The organism is Veillonella sp. Ser01 (genome assembly GCF_053850375.1).
Window position 1 is genome coordinate 292,605 of sequence record NZ_JBSPUA010000002.1, and the last position, 21,046, is coordinate 313,650.

The following is a 21,046-nucleotide window of genomic DNA, read 5'->3' on the forward strand; positions in this document are numbered from 1 at the left end:
GAATGACTTTTCCTAAATATAACCACCCTGCAAAATTGTATGATGAAATCGATTTAGATAAGGTAGACAATATACGAAAAAGCAAAGAGACTATATCTTATTATATTGGGTTTTATAAAGATGGAAAATTAGTTAAATTTGAGAAATATATTAATGATAATAAAGTAATGGATTTTGTTTATGAATATGATGAGAGGGGAAATCTAATCAAAATTTATAAAAATAACATTGAGGTAAGAAAACTACTCCAAAAGAGAAGGGAGCAGAGAAAAACTGGTGCTTGTTAAATTGTTAAAGGAGATTGTTATGCTTAGTTTTTATGATTGCGAGAAAAATTTATCTGAATATGATTTCAATGAGGTTGAAAAAAATTTAGAAGTATCTTTTCCAGCTTCATTCAAGTCACATTACTTCAAATGGAATGGTGGTACTCCCAATCTTTCTTGTTTTGTCAATGATAATATTGATTATGACTATATTGAAATTCGCGACTTCATTCCAATGAAATATTTTAAGCAGTTTGAGGATGATCCAGATTTTACATTAGAAGGAAGAGCAATAAATGAATGGAAACTTAATGAGTTACCTAAAAAACTGATTCCTTTTGCTTTTGATTGGGGAGGAAATTACCTCTGTTTAGAAAAAAATAGTTGGCAAATTATTTATTATGTAAGGGACGTATGGAGTGAAAATATATCAAGAGAAGCTAATTTTGAAAAAAATTCAATCATTATTGCGAAATCATTTGAGGAGTTTTTAAATTGTTTAGAAGAAAATCCTGATGATTGATAAACTGGCGTAGCGTCGTGTATATATAGTAAGCGTAGCTTTCATAAAGAGATACTAGACCCGAAATACCATTTTGGAAGAGGAGAGCATTATGTTGGATAGATTATATTTAATCAAACTGATTGATCAGTTAAGAAATTTTGAAGGTTCAGAAGAGGATGAAGCTGTATTTTTTGAAAAATTAGAAAATTTGGTCACAGATCCAAATATATCAGATTATATATATTGGACAAACATGAGCTCCGAGGAAATAGCTGATAAAGTACTTAGTTACAAACCTATTATCCTCCCTGATTTAAGCAATTCTTAGTCTACATGAAATTTTCACTTTTAATGTAACGTATATGTGGAATACATACATGTACTATGCGTAACAAACAACTTAAGAAGAAATGTTGATTATTTGAAAAAATTATAACTGAAAGAAGTAATGAAAATGAAAATTAAGAGTTTAGTTGAGAAAATGGGTGGAGTTCAAAGGTTTACATTTGAACCACTGATTCCTACATCTAGAAAATCAATGTCTAAATTTTTAGATATTACTAAAGAAGAATTTTCAGATTATTTGGATTATCTTGAATTATTTGGTGGAGAGACAGGATTTATAAAAGAATTTAAGTTAACCCCATATAGTGATTTGCCTGAATATTGTTATCCTGATGACGATATTCCTATAGGTGGTAATATCGAATGGAGTGGTGGTGATTTAGGTTTTTTTTATGGTGAAAATATAAACTACCAAAAAAACTCCCAAATTAGTGAAAGACTTGAAAAATATAAAAATAGAATACCAGATAATTTTCTACCAATATCAAGTAATGAATTTGGTGATTTGATTTGTCTATGTACTCAAGGAGAAAGAATTGGGCAAATTTTCTATTGGGATCATGAAAATGAATGGGATGAAGAAGATTATTTTGATGAATTTGGTGTAGAAATGCCTGAAGAAGTAAAATTCCAAAATATCTATTTAATTGGTAAAAATCTATATGATTGCTTTAGCAGAATGATTCCAGTTTAATAATTAAAACAAGCCGTACCCCACACAAAACCTTCAGTCCTGACGTAGGGTGTGCACGGGATGCACGCGCGCGGTTTCCATTTTTCAGACGGCCTCGAAGAGGAAACCGGATTTGTTTGGGATGGCAGCCACCTCTTACAGGAAATCCAACCGGACGGTAGATATACCTATCTCTACACCAATCCCAACAGCTACGAACCTTTGGCACAGGTACGCAATTGGACAACCGAAGATGGCGAAAGCCGCCAACAAACCCATTACTTCCACTGCGACCAAATCGGCATCCCGCGTGAGATGACCGATAAAGACAGCAACCTCTTCTGCCCCAGGGAATTATTTTGTTCGAGGATACGTTGTACGTTCTGCAAGAGGAAATGCCAGAGCATTTAACGATTCTGTACAGGTGAGACATAGTGGAAATGCTACTGCCGCACGTGACATGAGAAAACAATTACATATATTTGTAGTAGAAGAAGATATTTGCGTAGGAAAATCAAAAGCAAAAGCAAATAAAAAATATGGCGATGGGGGAGCAACCCAATATTATATTCGAGATATGGATAAACCGAAATTAACAAGTACTGGCAACCTTCGATCTTTCAGGAGGTAAAATTACATATGAATCAAATTAAATTATTTATACAACAAAAAAACATTGTCATCAATAATCTCTCCTTAAACTTTAATGATATTAAAGACATTAAAGAAAAAACTAAATTAATAAATTTTAAAAATATACAAGAAGGTATTTATTTATTTCAAGAAAATATTTATTACCTTGGAGAAGAAGGAAAAATATTTATCGACATATACAAAAAGGAAATTGATATCTTATTTAATGACTATTTTTATTTAACTAAAAACATCTTAGAATCAAAAATTATTCAAAATTTTCTTAATTTATATCCTCCTTTAAAATCATATTGTGTACTAAAAAGTGCTCCAGTACTCGAATTTAAAGGCCCTGAATTGGCATGGAATTCCCTTTTGTTCATCTATGACTCCAAACAGGCGTCAATAAGGCTGAATATTTCATTCTAAAATACTACAGTAAAATAATAAGAAGTATTTATGAAAAAACCATACGAAATACACTCAGATTTTTTAAGAAAATGATTGCTTCAGGCTGATATGAGAATAGAGAAATTATTTTATATTTTCAGACGGCCTAAATATCTCTTTTGAGACCGTCTGAAAGACAGTGTTCGAGGAGGACTATATTATGGAAATTAAAAATAGAGATGACTTTCTAGTTTTTTTAAAAAGAATTCATTACTGAAATTCATACAGAAGATTTTGAAAATAATACACTAGATAGCTTTTTAGAAGCCATGAAAAATTGGATTGAAGATATGGATGGATACTATAAAAATATAGGTATGAGAGAATATAACGACAAAACTTTAAATTGGAGTATGTTAGCAGATATTTTGAATGCCTCACGAATATATGAATAGCGAGTTCAGTCTACTATAGTTTGGACTGAATTCCAATAAAGAGGACCATTAATCCAAACATCTCAAGTACAAGCCAAATTCAATAAAGTTAGTCAATTAGTTTCAATTTTGGGAAAATTAAAATGAATAAAAAGTATAAAGTCAGTCCTGAATATATCAGACTTTTTCTTAGTCTATTACACGAAGATATAGATAGCAAACTTGAAGACTTATCAGGTCTGAATTTGGTTAATCGAGATAGTGTAAAGAGATTAGTCAAAGAATATCTGTACCCCGAGTATCAAAATTTTACAATATCAACCCAATTCAGAATTAAAGAAAGTTTGAGATTTGGATTAAATTTCTGGACAGAAGAACGACTACATGATCAATTTCCTAGTACCGACACAGCCTTTGAAATACCTCAACAAATGACCGCAAAAGAACTTTATAAGCAAATTTGGGATGATATGTTTAATAATGAAGATATCACTATTTCTGATATAACAAAATATCAGGAATCGAACTAAAATTAGCAAGCCGTAGCCCGCATGAAACTTCCAATCCTGACGTAGGGCATGTGAGGTACACACAAACCATTGGCATAGGTACACAACCGGACCAATATGGTAATAAATACTCTTTAAAGAATGCATATATGGGACATAATCCTGAAGATGCTGTTTCCTATTGGAATCGTTGCGGTTGTTATTATGGAGCTAAATCTTATACAGTACGGAAATGGATGCTTGATTCTAATAATTATCGATTGGAATATGGGCTAGGCAACTATTCCCGTGGGGCAAAGAGCAAAGAACGTTATAAGAAATCCCGTAAGCCTAAAAATGGAAAGTTACTCAAAAGTTGTTAATGAAGAATTATGAATGAGAGGAAAACCATGTATTTATCTGATATTAATCCTGAGTTAAATAGTGAAATTAATAATATTATATGTGAGTCGAGACAAGCTAAAACTCTTCAGGAAAGGATTGATAAGTTAATGAGGGCTTGGGAATTAATTCCAAAACCGGCTACTCAATTCGTAACCCCAACCAGTGGGCTATGTTCTGAAATTTCTGGCAGATTTAAAGAGCTAAAGGATTATTCTAAGGCACTTGAATGGATAAATATTGCATTAGAGGCACGAAAAACAGTTCCTGATGGCAGTATATTTCTATGGGCAGGTATTATCCATTACGAACTAGGTGATATGGAAAATGCCTATAAATATTTTGACCTAACTTATAATGAGCTACGTTACACACCTTTCTCTATGGAAGACAAAAAATATTGGCAATTTTATAAGCAACGTAAAGAAGAATTAAATCCTAAGAAAAAAAACAAAAAGTAAGATTCGATATTTTCAGACGAGCGCAAAGCCTTCTTTGGGATAGTCTGAAAGAGGGAACTAAGGTAACTGATAGCTCATACCACTCCTTCCGCCTGCAAAACCAATACTTCGATGAAGCGATGGGGTTGCACTATAATTTGATGCACTATTATGAGCCTGAGGTGGGCGTTTTGTGAATCAGAATCCGATTGGGTTGTGGGGTGGGAGATTCTTTATTCGTTTGCGCCTAATGCAAATGTCTGGGTTGATCCATTAGGATTATCCGTACAATCAGAGAGTGCTCAACGTGGAATTGCTAAAGCAACTGAGTATTTAAAAAGTAAAGGTTTTAAAATTTTATCAGATGAAGTAACAATTAAAGTTCTCGATAGAATAGGGAAAAAATTGAAGAAGGTTCGAATTCGTCCTGATATAGTCGCAATGAAAGATGGGAAAATCTATTTTATTGAGGTGAAATTATGAAAAGTAAAGAATTTATTCAAGGCCTTATTGAATATTTGAAAAATAATTTAAATATTCCTGATGCTAATTTTCTAAAAGATAGGATTAAATTTAAAAAAGGAAAATATGTTTATGGTGAAATATCCTTTAGCAATTCTCGTACTTTCGAGGGGGTCATACTTCATCTATATGCATACAATTCTGAAATGGGAAATTTTTTCTCCCAAAATGTTCCTCCTTATGATAAATCGTCAAATCCATATGATTTAGTATTTGTACAACCATCTATCTCGCAGGCGCATTTTTTTAAAGCTCCCCCTATTACCTCATTTCCTTATGGAGATACCATCAAATTACCTGAATCTGAGAATGATGCAAAAAACATCTATCCAGATGTATTAAAGCATTTGCAGCAAAATCATATTCCAATCATTATGGCCTTCCATTCCGGTAGCAAAGAAGTTTTAAAATATTTAGCTCTTTATCCAGAGGCTTTTCGTTTTAAAGCATTAACCGCTATTTTTATTATAAATAAGAATGAATTACCACTAAATGATCCTTTAATACAGAATATTTTATTGTTTGATAAAAAAGTATTAGAAAATGATAATGGCTTGTTTAGCAAGCATGATTTGATCTTCCTGGAAAATTCTTTTGACCAAAAATTAAAACAACAAATTATGCAATAATTAGTCCTTGTAACAAGCTGTAGCTCGCACAAAGCCTTCAGTCCTGATGTAGAGTGTATGTGGTTCGCACACAGTTTCTGTTTTTCAGACGGCAAAACCAATACTTCGATGAAGAGACGGAGCTGCATTACAACCTGATGCGCTATTACGAGCCTGAGAACGGTCGGTTTGTGAATCAGGATCCGATTGGGGTAGCAGGAGGAGAAAATTTCTATCAATTTTTTCCCAATACATAAAGTTGGATAGATCCATTAGGATAGATTTATTGGAAGAAAAGTACTCCTAAACCTCCTGGCTGGCGTTAGCCAAAAGATGGAACATGGGCAGGAATTCCAGGACATTCTCCTTTTACCCCAAATAATCCTTCCAAATTACGGTACAAGATACTAAAGCCTATTTACGACAAAATAATCTGATTTTGCATCATTCTAGTAGGAATACGGCTCAATTGATCTCTGAGTCTTTATATGATGGTATTCGACATACAGGTCTTGCCAGTGTGATGCGTAATAAACAACCTAAGAAGAAATGTTGATTATTTGACAAAATTATAACTGAAAGGAGTAATAAGAATGAGAATTAAGAGTTTAGTTGAGAAAATGGGTGGAGTTGTAAGGGTCGGAGCAAAGCCTTTCGATCCTTTATCACGAAAAATAATGTCAAAATTTCTAGATGTTGATAGAAAAGAATTTTCTGATTATTTAGATTATTTGACGTGTTTTGGAGGAGAGACATATCTAAATGAAGTATTTTATAAATTAACCATGTATAACAATGGACTACCAAGCTATTGTTATCCCTCTGATTCACCAATAGAAAATGTTGTAATAAAGAAAGGGGAATTTGGTTGTTTCTACGGGGAAGGGGAATCGTATCAAACTGGCTATTCATTGAGCAATGCTATAAAAAAAATGGAAAATAGGATTCCTACTAATTTTTTACCTATTGCTGAGAATAACTGCGGAGATAGGATATGTCTTTGTATAAAAGGAGAAAAAATAGGACAAATTTTTTATTGGTACCATGAAAACGAATGGGATGAAGACGATTATTTTGATGATTTTGGAAAAACTATGCCTGAAGAAGTAAAGATGCAAAATATGTATTTAGTCGGAGAAGATTTGTATGACTGTTTTAATCGTATGGTCTTAGAAGAAGAATAATTTTCTGAAATATTGGTTCTTTAATAATCCGATTATTAATCAGCATCAAGGCCGTCTGAAACACAATTTTCAAACAGCCTTTGTTGTACTGTGTTCAACCTCCGCTACATCTACGACGCACTGGGCAACCTGATCTACTGCCAGCTGCCTAATGGCGAGAACCAATATTACCAAAAGGAATTTACCTGTAGGTACCCCTATAAAAATCCGTATTCTGTAGGCTATTAATCACGTTTAGAAATGGAGATTGTTATGAATTTATCTCAAATAATTAAATATTATAGAAATTGTTTGTCTGACTTGCCTGATGCTCCTTTATACGGAAATATTCCTCAAGGTGCGGATAGGATAAGTGAACAACTAGAACAATTTTTGGCACCTGAACATAAACAATTTTTATTATTATGTAATGGGGGTTCTTTTGGAGATATAGAATTATGGAGTACAGAAGAGATATTGGATAGACAATATAGAGTACCAAAAAATTTACAAGACTATACTTATGAAATAGGACAAGTTTTATATGAACCAATTTTTTTAAATAGGCTCAATGATCAAGTAACATTTAATGTTGATAGTAGAAAAAGTATTCCTTTCTCTTCATTTATTGAGGAATATATATTTGGAAGTAGATATAAATATATATTTGATGGTGCTGATATAGATGATATGTGGTACACCTTTCTACAAGATAACCCTATCTAGAATCTAAATTGTGTAAGGACGACCTCACTATCTTCTTTGAGGTCGTTTGGGACTGTAGATATAACTATATTTACACTCATGTTACTAAATCAATGCACGATGATGTAATTAATAAGCTAAACCAAAGGCAAGCATAGAGTGCGAATATATATTTATATGTATTGTGCTTATTGATGCGGTATAGGATATTTGACGGACATTTCAATTTTAGATATTAATATACTTGGTAAGGTAATTGGAGCCCGTTCCTTGAATAGTAATATATAGAACCCTTTATCAAATTGATAGAGGGTTCTTTTGTGTTACCCGTCATGCTTTGTATTTGAAAAATTCTTTCTATTTATAGTATGATTACTTTATATGTTTTTATTCTGTAGAAAGGAGCTCGTATGAATCGACTTAGTTTCTCACGAACTCAGATTTTAATTCTCCTTAGCGTATGGCTCACGTTCTTGTTGAGTTTCGTAATGCGCTTATCTTGGTCTTCTGTTATGCCTATCCTCAACGAGGCTTTGCACTTTACTGCAAAGATGGGATCACAGCATATTTCCGCCTTTTACTTTGGTTATGCCTTAACCGTATTGCCAGGTGGTATCTTAGCCGACAAAATTGGTTATAGACGAACTATCTTGTTTAGCTTAATTGGTATGGCTGCTGTAACGGCTCTTATGAGTACTATTACAGACTACAACATGGCTTGGGGCTTGCGCTTCTTGTTAGGCGTTATGTCTGGTCCTGTACAAGCTTCTTGCTTGAGTGCTATCGGGGATCACTTTGGTCCTAACCAACGTGGTGCGGCTGTAGGCATCTTCATGAGCTGTACTTCCTTTGGTATTACTACGGTAAACCTTTATGCACCTTATGTAGCCACACATTACGGTTGGCAAACAGCGTTCCTTGCTACAGCTATCTTGCCGTTGGCAGTACTGGTATTATGTTACTTCACGGTACGCAAGCCAAGTGCAGAAATCCTGGCACAACGAGAAGCAGAGGCTTCCGAAGCGGCAGCTAAGCTCGGCGTAGGTCAAACGTCCTTGAAAGAGAATTTAAAGCACATCCTTTCAAACCGCAATATTCGTTGTTTAGCTATTGCTGGTTTCTTTGCAACAGGTACAACTTGGGGTGTAACGCAATGGGCAAATTTGTACATGGTTAAACAATTAGGTGTAACTGCTATTTATGCAGGTCAAGTTATGAGTGTGTTCGGTACGGCCGCACTTATTGCAAAACCAACTATCGGTATCTTATCTGATATTTTACCAATCAAGAAAAACCATTTAGCAGCGCTTGTTATGTTCTTATTCGGTCCGGCCTTGATTTTATTCGCGAGCACATCTAATCCGAATATGCTCTTCATTACAGGTCCAATTCTTGGTATTGGTGCTTTCATGCACAGTGCCTTGACTAATGCTCTCGTAGTTCAATCCGCAGCACCTCATTTGCGCGGTACCACAGCGGGCTTTGTAAACTTGTTCAACCAAATCGGTGCCCTCTTGGCGCCACTTCTCTTGGGCAATGTCCTCGTTATGACGGGCAGCTACCAAATGTCCTTGATGTCCATCGCTATTGCGCCTGTAATCGGTGCATGTGCATTGTTCTTCATTCGTCTTAAATAATGTGAAAGTATCTAATTAGGATGGATATAGGTACATAAAAATATAAATACTATCACAAAAAAAGGACCCGTATGGGTCCTTTTTTGTGTAGTCCGATATTGTATTGAGCAAGCTTCCCGTTAATGGAAGCCTAGCTGATGTAATCGTAGTATAAACTCATATCCTAGTGGATATAGTTGGAGTAGGGCTACGTCCCTATGGTTTAGGTGGTGCATGATAATCAGGTTGCGGTCTCCAATCACTCATAGGTGTATTTGGATCGGGCATGTCCTGATTTTGAATGTCGAGAATCCAATCACTAGGTCGAGGCCCTTGTGGAGGAGGTGCTGGAACGGGTCCATACATACCTAATTTAGAAGGAGATAACCGTGGTTGATTAGATGTATAAGGAGATTCTAATTGGTTTAGCGGTTTATAGATACCTTCTGGTGGCTGAACTCCAAATAATGGCCTACCTTCTGTTGGAGCCGGTGTACTTAATGGTTTATATGGACGAGGTGGTACGTATGGGTTCTTAGATGTATAGGTAATACGCTCTAATTCCAATGCATTATGTAAAATAAATTGACCTATTTCAGCTACAGGAGAACCCTTTGTAGCGACGTGAGCACCTGTAGATAGAACAGAACGCTGATTATTAGCAGTTCCTATAGGTGCGCCATTTACTTGGTAGAATTTCGCCGGTGCTACATGCCAATCCATAAGATAAATATCTTTAGATGTGTTACCACGATGGTATGTATAATTAGTTGAATAATCAGCAATAATATTCTGCTTTTTATAGAGACTAATTGTACGAGCGTGAAGCGTACTATATGTAGGACCTGACTGTGCTAGGCTAAGTGTACTTAAGTCGATATACACAGTCTCCGAAGGGCTATTATAAGCAACTTGGTATTGAGTAGGCTTGTTCTCTAATTCATATTGTGAAATCGCACTAGCTGATTGTAATGTTGCTAATGCTAGTATTAAAAAGGGATATAGTTTTCTCATCTTTGACCTCTCTTATGTGGAATTAGTATACCATAGTCAAACATGTAATTCTATAAAAAATGCATATAAAAATCCATAGTATGTATATTGTATATAATTGTCATTTTGTTATATGATTAATGCATAGTTACAGGAGGGATACATATGGAAATTATCTGTTTTGGCGATAGCATTACCCGCGGTTATGATGTGCCTTATGGCCAAGGTTGGGTTGAAATTTGTGATGCATCTATAGAGGGTGTACATTTTACAAATTATGGTGAAGACGGATGCTCCGTTCAGGGCATGATTTATAACATTGAAAAATGGCTACCTACAGCTGTAGCTGATTCCACGCGTCATATCTTCTTAATGTGTGGTACTAATGATATCTTACAAGGTCGAGATAGTGCATATGTGTTCAAGACCTTGGTGAAAGCTATTGAACTAGCGAGCACAAAGGGGAAGGTTATTATTGGCTTAGAAACACAAATCGATAGTGATATGGATGGACTCGACATTATGGTGAGAGAGGTCAATGAACAACTGAAATCCTATGCTGCAGAGCATGATTTGAAGGTTATAGATTTTTATACTACCTTATATGAAGCGGATCAAATCGGCCAAATTGTCTTTGCCGGTGAAGTACATCCTAATGCAAGAGGCTATCGTTTGATGGCGTATAAAGCGTTAGAAGTATTTACAAGATTATCGTAAAAAATAAATCTAAGAATTCAATTGGTAAGATGCATAAAAAGAATTCAATTGATAAGATGCATAAAAAGCCCCGAATGAGATACCTCATTCGGGGCTTTGGTGATTTATATAGTCTTCATGTGTGAAGGTTTATAGCCTTCACGTTATAGTTAATTCGTAACGAATTATAGTTAGAATTAGCGAGTACGTGCGTTAGATACGCGAGCAGATTGTGCAATTGCGTATGCAGTACCTTTTACTAAATCATAAGCATCAGCAGTGTTGCCAGATACTGTTACAGCCGCTACAGTGTCGTCAGTTACTGCGAACAATGCAGTTGCGTAAGGGTGTTGTGCACCGTTTGGAACTGTTACTGCACCGGATTTTACAACGATGTAACGATTGCCGTTGTTGAATACGTCATATTGAGCAGCTTGTTTTACACCATCATAGCTTTCATTGTAAGCGAATAATGCAGCAACTTCACCACCTGCTACTTGACCAGTTTGTTGCATGGAACGCAATTTAGCAGCTGCTACAGCTGTTGGTTGCGTCATGTTAACAGTGATACGCAAGGAGTTGTTGTTTACAACTGCTTCAGTGATTACATTTGTAGAGAATACATTTGCAACGCCGTCGCCAGCACGGTTGTAGGAGCTAGCAGTTTTCACTTGATAGCCGTTAGTGTATGCAGGCAAGTCGTAAGTGTAGGATTTGCCGTTCAACAACAAGTCGAATGCGTTTAATTGGTTAGTTTTATAACGGGAAACGTATGCACTACCGTTGCCATTAGCTGTTACAGAAGTTACAGTTTCTTGGTATACAGGTTGGTAGCTAGGTGCGATAGGGTCCATGATTTGAAGACCTACTGCAGTTGTTTGAGGTGCTACGAAGATTGGATCACCCAATTCTTTAGATACAGGCATTTGTTGAGCCATGTCACCTGCTGTGTAAGGTACCGCTGGTAATGGTTTGTAACCAGGGCGTGGTGCGCTTGTTACATAACCAGATTGGTACGCTGGTGTAGCTGCTTGAGGTGCAGCGTAAGTATATTGCTCAGCTGCAGCGCGTTCGTAAGCACGTGCATTAGCATCAACAGATGCTGCAAAAGCAGAGAAAGACATAGTTGTAGCTGCAAATACTGCGAAAGCAGCTGCTAAATGTTTTTTGTTCATAATAGTTCACTCCTAAATACATGATTTTACAAATAACACAAATACTAATCTGTATTATATATGAAATTCTGTTAATTGTAAATAAAATATAAAATATTTTCTTAATTATAAACAAATATAATCAGATGAGTCAAATTTTGTACAATTAGCTTAAATTAACCCCAGAATTAAGCACAGAATGTCATATTACTATATAATAATATTTATGTATAATGATATTATTATATCGAAAAAAATAGTTTTAGGCTATACCTAAGGACAAGAAATATATAAATAAGATGAAATTTGTGGATTTTATAAACTGAGATGGTGAAAGTTTCACTAGGGAGGTCTCATGAATATTAGCGTCTATTATGGACGAGCAGGATCAGGCAAGACGCGTGCCGTATATGAACGGATACGTCAAGTGATGACCGATTGTCCAGGGGAACCCATAATCTTACTCGTTCCTGAACCGGCTACCTATCGGGTGGAGAGGGAACTTGCTGAATTTATGCCTGAAAAAGGCTTTACTACGGTTCGTGTCGTAGGCTTTGGTCGTTTGGGGTACCAAGTATATCAATCCATAGGCTCCAAAGGGGCTGGTCAATCAAGCTTATCTAGCTTTGGCCGGTCTATGTTGTTGCGCCTTGTAATGAAGCGAAAACAAAAGGAGCTAGGTTTATTAGAACAGGCTACAAAGCGTCCTGAGTTTTCTTCTGTATTGCAACAGCTCTTTTCTGAGTTTCGCGCATTCCGCGTCGGTCCTGATGACCTTGAACGTGGGGCGGAGTCCGTTAAAAATAAAGTGTTACAAAAAAAATTGCGCGAACTTGCTATTTGTATGGCTGCCTACGAAGAGGAAATCAGTCGTCATGGGGAGCGCGACATCGATCCTATCATGGAAATCGTTGAGGCGCTGCCTCAATCTCCACTGATGGAAAATAGCCACGTCTTTATCGATGGCTTTCATTGGTTTACACCGACTCACTACGAGTTGATCTATACCTTGTTTGATTTGGCTAAGGAAGCCGTTATTACCATCGACTTGCCAACGGCTCCGAAGAGCTTACATATGGCTCGTCGAGGGGAACATCTTTTCAGCCGTCCTTTAGAGATTTATGACACCTTAGTGGCTCGTTATGGTTCTAGTATTAAGTGGGTTGGTTTTGACGGGAAACGGGGCCCTAAAATCGTACAAGAATTAGAAGCCAATTACTTTACTAGTCCTAGTAAGCAAAATTCTACAGATGCTACTGTTCCGCTCATTCGTGGGTACAACCGAGAACGGGAAGCTGATGCGGTGGCTCGCCGTATTTTAGCCTACGTAGAATCCTCTCCAGACGCACGTTACCGCGATGTATGTATCATGCTTCGCGAGTCGGAAACATACGGTGACACCTTAGAAAAGGTCTTCGGTCGGTATGGTATTCCCCATTTTATGGACCGCCAGCGTCCTATGAAAAATCATCCATTAGGGGAATTGTTGACGGCTCTCTTTGATATCGTGCGTCATAGTTACAGCCGAGATAGTATGTTCCTCTTGCTTAAAACAGATTTGATGCCACTCAGTCGTGAGGCCGTAGATGAATTGGAGAACTATGTGCTCGAGTTTGGTATTGACCATTATAAATGGGAACGTGAAAGCTGGCCCTATTTACGAGGCTTTCATGAAGGGCAAGATGAAGCAGGTCACGCTGATGTACCTCGTAGAGCGCGTGTTAATAAAGCTCGACAAACTATTATGGAGATTTTATCCCCGTGGTTTGACTTTGCCGCTCATAGCGAAGGACATAGGGGGGCAGAATGGGGAGAACAGCTTTATGGTCTCTTAGAAATCTTGCAAGTGCCACAGCGCCTTTATGAATGGGCAAAGGACGCAGAAGCGGTGGGCGATCAAGAGTCTAAAGCTAGCCATGAACAGATGTACAATGCTGTTATTTCCTTCATAGACGAAATCTCTATGGTCATGAAGGACGAAGTGTTGACACTGGATGAGATGATGTTGCTCCTAGCAGAAGGCTTGAGCGATGTAAATTATTCCATGATTCCACCGTCCTTGGATCATGTGGTAATTACTACCATTGAACGTGGTTATAGCCAATGGTGGCCTAAGGTATTCGTCATGGGCCTCAACCAAGGCGTATTCCCACAAAGCATGGGCGATGAAGGGCTTATTAAGGATAAGGAACGTCAAGAATTGGCGGAGGCCGGTATCACGTTGGCTGAAGGGGCTTTGCCGAAGGCTTTCAACGAGAATTTCCTATTATACCTAGCTATGACGCGAGCATCTGATTCCTTGACGCTGTCCTATGCAAGCTCTGGTGAAGATGGAACCGGCCTTGAGCCATCTCTCGTGGTGAAACGACTAGAATCTCTTGGTTATGTAGATAAGGCGGTAGATATTCCACTCTCTATTGCACCTGATACTGAGGCGGATTATGTATGGAGACCGTTACAGAGTTTGTCCCTATTGTCTGAGCGCTGGGGTGCCCTCTTTAGTGGGCATGAGGTCAATCCATTGTGGTGGGGTCTCTATAACTGGGCTCGTGAAAGCGACACCTACCGTTCTCGTTTAGGTGAGGTGTCTCGTGGTATTCGAGATAATAATGATGTACCTGTCATTACAAAGGATTTAGTGAATGGATTGTTCCTATCTAAAGGCTATATGTCTGGTTCTGTGACGCGCCTAGAGAGATATCAGCAATGTCCGTTCAAGTTCTATGCTCAATATGGTTTGAAACTAGAACCGCGTCGTGTACGCTCCTTTGGGGCGCCTGAAATTGGTACATTCCTCCATGCAAACTTGGAGCGTTTAGGTAATTATCTATTAGATAACGATAAACAATGGCGTGACCTTAACGAAGAGGACCAACATAACTTGTGCCGTACGGTGGCGGAAGAGATTTTACAAGAAAATCAAGGTGGCGAGGAAACGAGCGATGCCTACCAAAAGGCAATCGAGCAGCGTGTACAAAGAACATTACATGTAACGGTAGACCGCCTCGTAGAGTGGTCGAAGCGCAGTGATTTTGATACGAAATACTTAGAGCAAGATTTTGGCCGTCAAGGAGGCTGGGATCCGATTCGCGTGCCTCTTGGAGAAGATCGTTATTTACGCCTTATTGGTCAAATTGACCGCATCGATGAATATACCCGAGATGGGCAAACTTATGGTATGGTTATTGACTACAAGTCGGGCGGCGCACACGTAACGGCGCAAGATGTATACTATGGCCTTAAATTGCAGCTTATGACCTATCTGTTGGCCTTAGAATCTGCTTATGGTAAAGCTCGAGGCGAATCGATAGCTCCTGCAGCTGTGGTGTATTCCTATGTGAAGAACCCTAAAATTCCTGCCGATGCACCTATATCCTATGAAGATGCCATATCACTTGCGAAAGAAAGCAATGCATGGCAAAACAGTGGATACTTCTCTGATGATATCGAGTTATTGACCCATATCGATAATAAATTTTTGTCCTATGGCTCTAAACGAGGTCCTTATGTACCAATCGCTACGAAAAAGGATCAAACTATTTCTAGTAGAGATTTGCGCAAGGTTAAGAATCCTGGCGAATTTGACGTAATGTGCCGTTATACAAACCACGTAATGGCTGAAACGGGCCGTAATATTGGGGAAGGTCAGTTCCCTATTAAGCCATATCAATTGAATGGCTTTAGACCATGTACATATTGTGACTATCGTACTGTATGCCGTTTTGACTCTACCCGTAATAAGTATAATTATCTGACTGGCTTATCTGAAGATGATGCATTAGAACGGATGAAAGAGGCTCTAAACGACGGAAACAACAGTAACGACAGCAATAATAGCAATGACGGAAATAATAGTATCGACAGAAATAAAAGTAATGTAGCAAATAGAAATAATAAAGGAGGTGAAAACCATGGGTGTTAAGTGGACGCCAGAGCAAGAGTCTGCCATCATAGCTCCTAAGGACTCGTCCTTAGATAATCAAACCTTGCTTGTAGCGGCAGCGGCCGGTTCAGGTAAAACGGCAGTTCTCGTAGAGCGTATTATTACCCGTCTTAAAGATATGGATAATCCTTTATCCGTGCAAGAGCTCGTGGTTGTAACCTTTACAAAGGCGGCAGCTCAAGAGATGAGTGCCCGCATCGGTTTAGCCTTGGCAAAAGCCATGGAGTCTACTGATGACGCGGCTATGCAAGAGCGTCTTGAACGACAGCTCAATCTCTTGCCATCTGCTCATATTTCTACATTGCATTCCTTCTGCCAATGGGTAATTCGTTCCTATTTCTACAAGCTAGATATTAATCCAACGGCTCGTATCGGCAACGAAGCAGAAATGGCGCTCTTACAACAAGAGGTATTAGCCGATTTATTAACTAAATCCTATGAAGAAGGCCTTTATAATATCTATGAATTAGCGGACTTCTTCAGTGATGATAAATCTGATGCAGGCTTAACGGCAAAGATTATGTCTTTATATAACTATGCCATGTCCCTTGCCAATCCTGATGGATGGTTGCGAAAAGCCTTAGAGCCTTATAAAGAGGCTATGACTATAAGCCCAAGCGATACGCTGTGGGGCCAATATATGTGGGATAAACATGTAGCTGTAATCGACCACATTCGTGAGCGCTTAGAGCGGATGGAACAAATCTTATTGGATCCAGTGGGGCCTCACAAATGGCAAAACATATATGACAATCAACTAGCTGCACTAGGCATACTTTCATCAGCTCAAACTTGGGATGATATGGGTGAAGCTTGTAAGCATATGGATACCTTTATTAAGGACCAGTTCCGCATGGGCTCAAAAGAGGCACAAGCCTTTGATCCTATATTGGTAGCAGAGTTTAAATCTTTAGGTTCCCAAAATAAAGACGACCTTAAAGCGATGCAAGCTGCTGTATTCACAGTGCTTGAAGCTACCTTGCAAGAGCAGTTCAAGGCACAATATCCAATCATCGAAGGGCTTGTAGAGCTAACCATTGCGTTCCATCAAGCGTATCGGGATATGAAACAAGAGCAAGGCATCATGGACTTTAGTGACCTCGAGCATCTATGCTTGGCCCTTCTCGTGGAGCCTGGTACAGAGGATGATCCTCGGCCGTCCGATGTAGCGAAGGAACTGCAAGATACTTTCAAAGAAATCATGGTCGACGAATACCAAGATACGAACGGTGTGCAAGAGACGATTATCAACTTGATTTCTCGCGTCGATAACCGGTTCTACGTAGGGGACGTGAAGCAGGCTATTTATAGTTTCCGTATGGCCGATAGTTCTTTATTTATGGAGAAATATAATACCTACGGCGATACTGATGCGGTAGAACGCCGTATCGACCTAGCAAAGAACTTCCGTTCTCATGAAAATATTTTAGCCGCTACGAACTTTTTGTTCTATCAAATCATGACGGAAGAGGCGGCGGAGCTCAATTATACGGAGGCAGAATCCCTTATTCCTGGCCGTATCGTTGAGGATGCACCAGAGGATTGGGTTGGAGGCGACGTGGAATTGCAGCTCTTAGATGTGAGTAAGGATACACTCAGCGCCAGTGAAAGCGACGAAGATGAAGGTGATGACCCTGAAAATAACGAGCGGGAGCTCGATTTCATTATCCAAAAAATCAAGGAAATTCATGCTGCTAAGAAGAAGGTGCAAAATCCAGATGGTACGTTCCGTCAAATCGAGTGGCGTGACTTTGCTATTTTGCGCAGATCCTTGGCTGGTTGGGGCACTCGTGCCGTAGAGGCCATGCGCCAAGCGGGTATCCCTGCGGTGGTAAACGAACGAGATGGCTACTTTGAAGCACAGGAAATTCAACTTTTATTAGCGTTGCTATCTATCATAGACAATCCCGAACAAGACTTGCCAATGGCAGCTGTATTACACTCTGGCCTTGTGGGGCTTGATGCAAACGAACTAGGTGCACTGCGCCTATCTGGAGAGGGCTCTTTGTGGTCTCTCATACCCGCCTATGCTGAAGAGGCCCAAGATGAGCGCTTATTAGCATTTATTGGCCATATGGAGCGGTGGCGCACCTTGTCGCGCCGTCACGGTGTGACCGATTTGCTATGGGATATTTACGAATCCCAAGACTATGTAAACTATGTAGGTGCCATGCCAAATGGTCTTGTGCGCCGCGCGAACGTGCTCGCCTTATACGACCGAGCTAAGGGCTATGAGGCCTCTGGCTTCCGTGGACTCTTTAGATTCTTGCGCTTTGTGGAAAGCTTGCGCGATAGCAATCAAGATATGCCTCTTGCCAATGTGGTAAGTGAAGCGGACAATGTAGTGCGCCTCATGACCATCCATAAGAGTAAGGGCCTTGAGTTTCCTGTAGTATTCTTATCCGGGGTGCAAAAGGGATTCAACATGATGGACCTTCGTTCAGAGCTACTCATCGATAAGAATGCAGGACTTGGTCTTAAGGGATATTTCCCAGATATTCGGGTTTCCTTCCCAACTATGCCGTGGTTCTATGTAAAAGATGTAAAGGAAGCAGCCCTCAAAGCAGAGGAAGAACGGATTCTATACGTAGCCTTAACACGGGCGAGAGATAAGCTGATTATGACAGGTCATTTTAAAGGCTTTAAAAACGCTAAAGGTAAGTTGAGTACCTTAGGTGAACTCATTAAAAATGCAGCATCAGTAGAAGGTCAACAATTGCCGACGGATATTATCACCCAAGCCAATACGTACTTAGATTGGCTCATTATGGGCTTTACCCGTCATTTGGACGGCGGTAACCCATTGCGCGTAGCCATTGAGTACGAAGGACCGACCTATTTTGACTTACCAGATAAAAAATGTCGCATCAAAGTCGAAGTCCACGATGGCTCTCTCTACGGTGATCTCGATTACAAGGCAGATATTGATGAAACTACCATCAATAAGGTGCGTGAATTACAAGCTGTTAACTCTGTGGAATTACCGCAAGAAATAATAGATCGCTTTAACTATACCTATCCGTACAGCGATGCTACGCGGCGCACGGCTAAGATTTCCGTCAGTGAATTGAAACGACGATTCCAAGAACGGGAACTTGAAGCAGGCACTATTGATACCCTAAACGAACCGATTATAACAGTAGATACAGAGGCTAAACGAGCCGTTTCAGATGCAATCTTAGGTCAAGCTATTAAGCTAGATGTTCGTAATGCTGATAGCGACGATACAAGTAATGAATCTATACCAACTATTACAGTTCCTGCTGATGATTTAGCGAATTCTGTATTCGGCCGTAAGCCGCAAGCACTACAGTCTGAAGAGGATGTGTTGACAGGGGCTCAATGGGGTACCTTGATGCATGAGGCCATGCAATGGCTTCCTCTTGCACAGTATACTCAAGCTTCTTTAACAAAAGAGCTTGATGCACTTGTAACGAAAGGGACTTTCACAGAGGAAGAACGAAATCTATTGAGCGATACAAGTTTATATAAATTCTTTAGTTCTGACCTTGGGAAGCGTCTTATCAACGCAAAGCGCATCGAACGTGAATTGCCGTTCAGTATGCTTTTTGAAGGAAAACGTGTATACGACACCTTAGAGGATGGGGAGAATCTATTCCTCCAAGGTATTATCGATACGGCCTTTGAAGAGGACGGTGAATGGGTTCTAGTAGATTACAAGACAGATCGTGTTAAATCTGGAGAAGACCTCATCAAGCGCTATAAAATACAAATGGATCTCTATAAAGAGGCATTACAGCGATTGACAGGGATGCCTGTGAAAGCTTGTTATATCTATAGCTTCCGCTTGCACGATGCTATCATCATAGACTAGCCTTTGATAAGCCTATGATTAACTTAGTGCTATGCATGAGAAATATGCAGGGACTAGGTAGGTATTTCTTATAAGGTAATGAACATAAAAAAGCTCTCTATCCTTGGATAGAGAGCTTTTGTGTTATGGATTGTTATATAGTTTTGTCTTGTAGATTTCTCTACAATTTATTAAATATGTGGTAGTTTAGGCAAATTCAAAGCCTTTTTCTTTTTGTGTTTTGCTGGGGCAAATACTTTTAGGACCCGTGGCAATACTTCGATATCTACCGGCATGGATGGACCTTGGTCGCCGTCCATATTAGTAGGTAGATCACCTATATTAGATAATAACTCAATATGAGCCTTTTTCACGGTTAGTGTTGTTGTATAACGGGAGTTGTAGATGGCACCACTAATGATAAGTGGCAATACGCTTAGGATATCGAGGATGAAGTATTCCTTGAATATTATGATGCGCATATAACCATCATCTACAGATGCTTCCGGCATGAAGCGTTCAAAGCTAGATACTACATTGGTGAGCAATGCAAGAACGAGTGGGGATTTACAGATAAAATCGTCATTCTCTGTTTTGATGCGGTATGTGTAGTCCTTTGTTGTAAATAAGGCTTGCCCTGCGCGTAAGAAGTAGGCTAGAGGGCCCAAAATGCTTTTTTCCTTTGGAGTAACCTCTTCGATTACCTTTGGAATAACACCGGCTGCGATATTATTGCAGAAATATTTGTTGTTACAACGACCGATATCAATGGTACGTGTTTGATTGATATCAATACGTTTGATCGCCTGTGTTGGATTCTGATGAATACCAAGGGCACGAGACATATCGTTTACAGTACCAACAGGAATGAAACCAAAGGTAGATTTAAAGCCACCTTGGGCAATACCGTTAACGGTTTCATTTACGGTGCCGTCACCGCCCATGCAGAACACAGCATCGAATCCGCGTTCACAAGCATCCTTTGCGAAACGTGTAGCATCGCCTTCACCAGTAGTGAATTTGACCTCAATCGTTTCAAACAAGGTGCTCAATTTCCATTGTAAATCGAGGGCATAGCGACGTGCCGCACCGCCACCTGATACAGGATTTATGATAACTAAACAACGGCTCATGGTACAACTTCCTTACTTTCAAAAATGAGATATAGCTATTATCTATCGTTAAATTGACAGTCTTAGATGTGAGCTCTATAATTATACTATATGCATTAAATCATATATAACATATTTATTCAA

At 39.0% G+C, this 21,046-nt stretch carries 23 protein-coding genes; 20 read left to right on the forward strand and 3 right to left on the reverse strand.

The window, feature by feature from the left end:
- Nucleotides 1-2 precede the first annotated feature (2 nt).
- The 17 genes from ACWTVK_RS05225 to ACWTVK_RS05305 all read left to right on the forward strand — a co-directional run bounded on the left by ACWTVK_RS05225 (nt 3) and on the right by ACWTVK_RS05305 (nt 9,211).
- Nucleotides 3-287, forward strand: a complete 285-nt coding sequence (locus tag ACWTVK_RS05225) for a hypothetical protein (RefSeq protein WP_456046172.1) — start codon at nt 3-5, stop codon at nt 285-287.
- Nucleotides 288-306: 19 nt separating this feature from the next.
- Entirely contained in the window at nt 307-789 is a 483-nt protein-coding gene (locus ACWTVK_RS05230; protein ID WP_456046173.1) for an SMI1/KNR4 family protein, read from the forward strand.
- 91 nt (nt 790-880) lie between these two features.
- Nucleotides 881-1,099 carry a hypothetical protein gene (locus tag ACWTVK_RS05235; RefSeq protein WP_288187641.1) on the forward strand — a complete coding sequence of 73 codons (219 nt, stop codon included), beginning with the start codon at nt 881-883 and terminating at the stop codon, nt 1,097-1,099.
- Nucleotides 1,100-1,225: 126 nt separating this feature from the next.
- Nucleotides 1,226-1,810: an SMI1/KNR4 family protein gene (locus tag ACWTVK_RS05240; protein ID WP_456046174.1), complete on the forward strand. Its 585-nt coding sequence runs from the start codon at nt 1,226-1,228 to the stop codon at nt 1,808-1,810.
- Between the two features lie 60 nt (nt 1,811-1,870).
- Nucleotides 1,871-2,200, forward strand: a complete 330-nt coding sequence (locus ACWTVK_RS05245; RefSeq protein ID WP_456046175.1) for a hypothetical protein — start codon at nt 1,871-1,873, stop codon at nt 2,198-2,200.
- A 13-nt stretch (nt 2,201-2,213) separates the two neighbouring features.
- Nucleotides 2,214-2,420 carry a hypothetical protein gene (locus tag ACWTVK_RS05250; protein WP_456046176.1) on the forward strand — a complete coding sequence of 69 codons (207 nt, stop codon included), beginning with the start codon at nt 2,214-2,216 and terminating at the stop codon, nt 2,418-2,420.
- 8 nt (nt 2,421-2,428) lie between these two features.
- The gene (locus ACWTVK_RS05255; RefSeq protein WP_049514526.1) at nt 2,429-2,851 is read left to right on the forward strand and encodes a hypothetical protein; all 423 of its coding nucleotides are present in this window, start codon (nt 2,429-2,431) and stop codon (nt 2,849-2,851) included.
- Nucleotides 2,852-3,090: 239 nt separating this feature from the next.
- The gene (locus ACWTVK_RS05260; protein ID WP_456046299.1) at nt 3,091-3,267 is read left to right on the forward strand and encodes a DUF7660 family protein; all 177 of its coding nucleotides are present in this window, start codon (nt 3,091-3,093) and stop codon (nt 3,265-3,267) included.
- Nucleotides 3,268-3,389: 122 nt separating this feature from the next.
- The gene (locus ACWTVK_RS05265) at nt 3,390-3,776 is read left to right on the forward strand and encodes a hypothetical protein (protein ID WP_456046177.1); all 387 of its coding nucleotides are present in this window, start codon (nt 3,390-3,392) and stop codon (nt 3,774-3,776) included.
- Between the two features lie 50 nt (nt 3,777-3,826).
- Nucleotides 3,827-4,117 (forward strand): hypothetical protein, encoded by a 291-nt coding sequence (locus ACWTVK_RS05270; protein WP_456046178.1) that lies wholly within the window; start codon nt 3,827-3,829, stop codon nt 4,115-4,117.
- A gap of 27 nt (nt 4,118-4,144) precedes the next feature.
- Nucleotides 4,145-4,597 carry a tetratricopeptide repeat protein gene (locus tag ACWTVK_RS05275; RefSeq protein ID WP_456046179.1) on the forward strand — a complete coding sequence of 151 codons (453 nt, stop codon included), beginning with the start codon at nt 4,145-4,147 and terminating at the stop codon, nt 4,595-4,597.
- Nucleotides 4,598-4,747: 150 nt separating this feature from the next.
- Nucleotides 4,748-5,059, forward strand: coding sequence for a hypothetical protein (locus tag ACWTVK_RS05280; protein WP_456046181.1), 312 nt, complete (start codon nt 4,748-4,750; stop codon nt 5,057-5,059).
- Nucleotides 5,056-5,727, forward strand: a complete 672-nt coding sequence (locus ACWTVK_RS05285) for a growth inhibitor PemK (RefSeq protein WP_070625031.1) — start codon at nt 5,056-5,058, stop codon at nt 5,725-5,727. Before ACWTVK_RS05280 ends, ACWTVK_RS05285 begins: the two co-directional genes overlap by 4 nt.
- 59 nt (nt 5,728-5,786) lie before the next feature.
- Entirely contained in the window at nt 5,787-5,963 is a 177-nt protein-coding gene (locus ACWTVK_RS05290) for an RHS repeat-associated core domain-containing protein (protein WP_456046182.1), read from the forward strand.
- A 336-nt stretch (nt 5,964-6,299) separates the two neighbouring features.
- On the forward strand, nt 6,300-6,890 hold the full coding sequence (locus ACWTVK_RS05295; protein WP_456046183.1) for an SMI1/KNR4 family protein: 591 nt from the start codon (nt 6,300-6,302) through the stop codon (nt 6,888-6,890).
- A 252-nt stretch (nt 6,891-7,142) separates the two neighbouring features.
- Entirely contained in the window at nt 7,143-7,595 is a 453-nt protein-coding gene (locus ACWTVK_RS05300) for a hypothetical protein (protein ID WP_456046185.1), read from the forward strand.
- Nucleotides 7,596-7,984: 389 nt separating this feature from the next.
- A complete protein-coding gene (locus tag ACWTVK_RS05305) occupies nt 7,985-9,211 on the forward strand; it encodes an MFS transporter (protein ID WP_456046186.1) in 1,227 nt (408 codons plus the stop codon).
- A 195-nt stretch (nt 9,212-9,406) separates the two neighbouring features.
- Here the strand turns inward: ACWTVK_RS05305 and ACWTVK_RS05310 are convergent, their stop codons facing one another.
- Nucleotides 9,407-10,204, reverse strand: a complete 798-nt coding sequence (locus tag ACWTVK_RS05310; protein WP_456046187.1) for a hypothetical protein — start codon at nt 10,202-10,204, stop codon at nt 9,407-9,409.
- A 144-nt stretch (nt 10,205-10,348) separates the two neighbouring features.
- Between ACWTVK_RS05310 and ACWTVK_RS05315 the strand changes: the two genes are divergently transcribed.
- Entirely contained in the window at nt 10,349-10,900 is a 552-nt protein-coding gene (locus tag ACWTVK_RS05315; RefSeq protein ID WP_456046188.1) for an SGNH/GDSL hydrolase family protein, read from the forward strand.
- Between the two features lie 176 nt (nt 10,901-11,076).
- Here ACWTVK_RS05315 and ACWTVK_RS05320 read toward each other — a convergent pair whose 3' ends face one another.
- Nucleotides 11,077-12,054, reverse strand: coding sequence for a hypothetical protein (locus ACWTVK_RS05320; protein WP_105085077.1), 978 nt, complete (start codon nt 12,052-12,054; stop codon nt 11,077-11,079).
- 334 nt (nt 12,055-12,388) lie between these two features.
- Here ACWTVK_RS05320 and ACWTVK_RS05325 point away from each other — a divergent pair, with 334 nt between their 5' ends.
- Both ACWTVK_RS05325 and addA read left to right on the forward strand, forming a co-directional pair.
- Nucleotides 12,389-15,955, forward strand: a complete 3,567-nt coding sequence (locus tag ACWTVK_RS05325; protein WP_456046189.1) for a PD-(D/E)XK nuclease family protein — start codon at nt 12,389-12,391, stop codon at nt 15,953-15,955.
- Nucleotides 15,945-19,811 carry a helicase-exonuclease AddAB subunit AddA gene (addA, locus tag ACWTVK_RS05330; protein ID WP_456046190.1) on the forward strand — a complete coding sequence of 1,289 codons (3,867 nt, stop codon included), beginning with the start codon at nt 15,945-15,947 and terminating at the stop codon, nt 19,809-19,811. Before ACWTVK_RS05325 ends, addA begins: the two co-directional genes overlap by 11 nt.
- 170 nt (nt 19,812-19,981) lie before the next feature.
- Here addA and ACWTVK_RS05335 read toward each other — a convergent pair whose 3' ends face one another.
- On the reverse strand, nt 19,982-20,923 hold the full coding sequence (locus tag ACWTVK_RS05335; RefSeq protein ID WP_456046191.1) for a diacylglycerol/lipid kinase family protein: 942 nt from the start codon (nt 20,921-20,923) through the stop codon (nt 19,982-19,984).
- Nucleotides 20,924-21,046 lie beyond the last annotated feature (123 nt).